The following is a 2,729-nucleotide window of genomic DNA, read 5'->3' on the forward strand; positions in this document are numbered from 1 at the left end:
CTAAGCGCCGACTAAATACCATGTCGGAAATCTCTGGAGTATTTGAAAGACTCTCTGACATCGAAGCCAATACCCGCAAAGGTCGCTGGCACCCGTCCCAAGAAATCCGCACTTCTTTAAAACGCAGATTAGCCACAGATAAAGCTAACTGTTCAGATGCATTAGTTATTAAGTCATAGGCGGCACCTTCGTTTGGTGCGTCTATAACTAAGCGCTTTGTCCCTAACCGTAGATTCCACCCAGGTTGCAGATAACTAAGTATGTCCATTGGTCTGTTTAGGTCGTGACTTTTTTTGGGGAAAGCTGCGATCGCGTAACTCGACCACTAATTCTTCTGGGATGTCCAGAACATTAGCGAGAATGACCAGTTCCGCTGTAGTAGGTTTTTCATCGAACGCTAACTCCTTCAAACGAGTAGGGTTTATTTTGCCTGAGTTCATCAGGTCAAAGTAGTTGTTTTTAACTAGTTCTGCTATGGTCTGAGGCTCATTAGCCTTGGACTTTTCTTCTTTTGGTAGTAGACGCTTTTCCTCCTGTTCCACCCAAGGTACCAGAGCCTCTTCCATACCTTCTCCAAAGTCAATCTGACGCATTGAACAAATCGCCTTGAATCGTAGGGCAAGTTTTTTCGGGATATGCCCACGCAGTTGGAAATAGTCTGGGTCGTTTGCTTTTGCCAATTTGCATAAACTAACTCTGACTCATTTTTGCATGAGTCCTAGAGTGCTGCACTGTTTGCAAATTTGCTAATTTGCTAAAAAATTATATTTGCAAATTTGCAAATACTGCCTTATCATAACAGACATGGCAGGGAATGTGAATTAAACATAAATCACACCTCACTCACACCAGGTTACGGTAAACCTAAAGCAACAAAGGATTTTACAAGTTTTGCCAAAAATCTCTACTGTGACTAGGGTGTAGAAGACCAGACATAAATCACACCGACAGGAATTCACACTCATGTGATGGACAAAAAAGCTGAATCGCAGATTTGGCAAACGGTTGAGATACTTTTCGAGCATTTTACAAACAAGCCAACCTACACCCGCCAGGAAATCGCAAAAGGATTAGGGGACGTTCATTTCAACACCGTATACAAAGACGAACAGATCTTGTTGGGGTGGTGTGAACCTTACGCCCAATCTTTAAGGCGGAGACAAAGATTAAATCACTATCAAGTGTGGTTGCTAGCTATCTGCCGAATAATCGTTTGCCACTACGGGAAAAGAGATGCAGAATCTTTTTTCTTCAACAACGGAGACAAGTTAACACGAGAAAAATTTGAGCAATTTAGGAGAGAAAAAAGTGACCGTATTAACCAAGCAAAACGCATACACGCTGCTTAATCTGAATAGCGTTGAGGAATTGAATTCTTTACTTACAGAATTAGCAAATTATCTGCAAAGTCAAGGTAAAGAACTGCCTGATGAAATTGCCAATCCTACAGTACAGGAAAAAATCAGCAAAGCGCATTTGACGTTACTGAGGGATTACAGGAATGGGAATTTGGAGGTTACAGCTCTGCCTCAAGCTCAAGAAGTTAAGGAGAACAATCAAGAGCCTGTTGAAGCTGCTTTAACTGTTACTGACGATGAAATTTTGGATATTGCAGCCAGTACAGGGGTTGACCTGGAGGTGGTGATGAACGCTGCTGCACACGTTGCAGACTTAGAAGCGCTGGTGAAGTGGGTAGAAGTCTACAAGGAACTCGAAGACGAGCAAGCGATTCGGGATTCGGCGCGGGAACAATTTGAACTCGATCAACTGCGGAAGAAAGAAAATCAATTAGGCGATCGCCTTTCTTCCGCTCTCAACAAAACTCCTGTGAACACTGCCCTTATTCGTGAACGGTTGGGCGTTTCAGTTCCTAAAGCTGTGACCAAGCTCGGTAACTGGGATGGAAAGGCTGATAGCGAGAACGCACCGGATTTTTTGAAGAAAGCGAGGGAAGCTTTCGCCAAGAACTAAATGAATTGGTAGAGGCGCTGAACACAGAACAATCTTTGCGCCTTTACTACCAGCAAGAACTCGAACGAATCAACCAATTACCGTACTCAGAAGGGAAAAAGAAAATGCAATTACTTGACCGGTTGAACTACTTTTTGGAGTGCACTACAAATTTGGTCTTTTTCGGCAAGTTCAAACCTACATCACCTTGGAAGTTTTAGATTTTCGCACAATCCGAACCTTGAAAAATTAATAGCATCGCCAATCCGCCGAAAGGTGCTAAGGCATTGCAACCATGCAAATCTACAAATTGCGGATATGCACACATGTTTGAATTGAGCCTTTGGTTGATCGTACTCAGCATTGTGGAGAACTTAATTCAATGACTTACTTACCCGACATACACGACAATGACGCAGACTTTAGCGAATCCAAACCCGACGAACGCCGAGAGGCCATCAGGCAGGAACATGAACCGTTTCTCACGAGGTTGGAGGCGCTGGCGGTGTGTGCGATCGCATCCAACGACTGGAATGACTTCTACGCCCATCTCATCGAGTTTCAAAGCAAAAATGACCTGCACGGCGTAACTGGAATTGCAATTGGACAGGAGTTAAATGACCAACCCATTTGATGGATTTACCCCAGACGTAATTATTCACATCCCCCGTACCGAGCAAGGGGAAGCTGCCCGAAGTATGGCACTGGCGATGACCGATGCCGAACTTCATGACTGGTGCGACAAGATATCGATTCGGGACTTTGACGAACCGTTCTCG

At 44.2% G+C, this 2,729-nt stretch carries 4 protein-coding genes; 3 read left to right on the forward strand and 1 reads right to left on the reverse strand.

The features are described 5' to 3' along the window. Nucleotides 1–254: 254 nt before the first annotated feature. Entirely contained in the window at nucleotides 255–680 is a 426-nt protein-coding gene (locus H6F80_RS27475) for a hypothetical protein (RefSeq protein ID WP_190794702.1), read from the reverse strand. A 288-nt stretch (nucleotides 681–968) separates the two neighbouring features. Here H6F80_RS27475 and H6F80_RS27480 point away from each other — a divergent pair, with 288 nt between their 5' ends. The 3 genes from H6F80_RS27480 (at nucleotide 969) to H6F80_RS27490 (ending at nucleotide 2,584) form a co-directional block, all read left to right on the forward strand. Further along, a complete protein-coding gene (locus H6F80_RS27480) occupies nucleotides 969–1,349 on the forward strand; it encodes a hypothetical protein (protein ID WP_190794703.1) in 381 nt (126 codons plus the stop codon). Beyond that, complete coding sequence (locus tag H6F80_RS27485; protein ID WP_190794704.1) at nucleotides 1,309–1,971, forward strand: hypothetical protein; 663 nt, start codon at nucleotides 1,309–1,311, stop codon at nucleotides 1,969–1,971. The genes H6F80_RS27480 and H6F80_RS27485 overlap by 41 nt, the downstream gene beginning before the upstream one ends. A 361-nt stretch (nucleotides 1,972–2,332) precedes the next feature. After that, on the forward strand, nucleotides 2,333–2,584 hold the full coding sequence (locus tag H6F80_RS27490) for a hypothetical protein (RefSeq protein WP_190794705.1): 252 nt from the start codon (nucleotides 2,333–2,335) through the stop codon (nucleotides 2,582–2,584). Nucleotides 2,585–2,729 lie beyond the last annotated feature (145 nt).

This window comes from Leptolyngbya sp. FACHB-711, assembly GCF_014695615.1.
GTDB lineage: Bacteria > Cyanobacteriota > Cyanobacteriia > Elainellales > Elainellaceae > Leptolyngbya_A.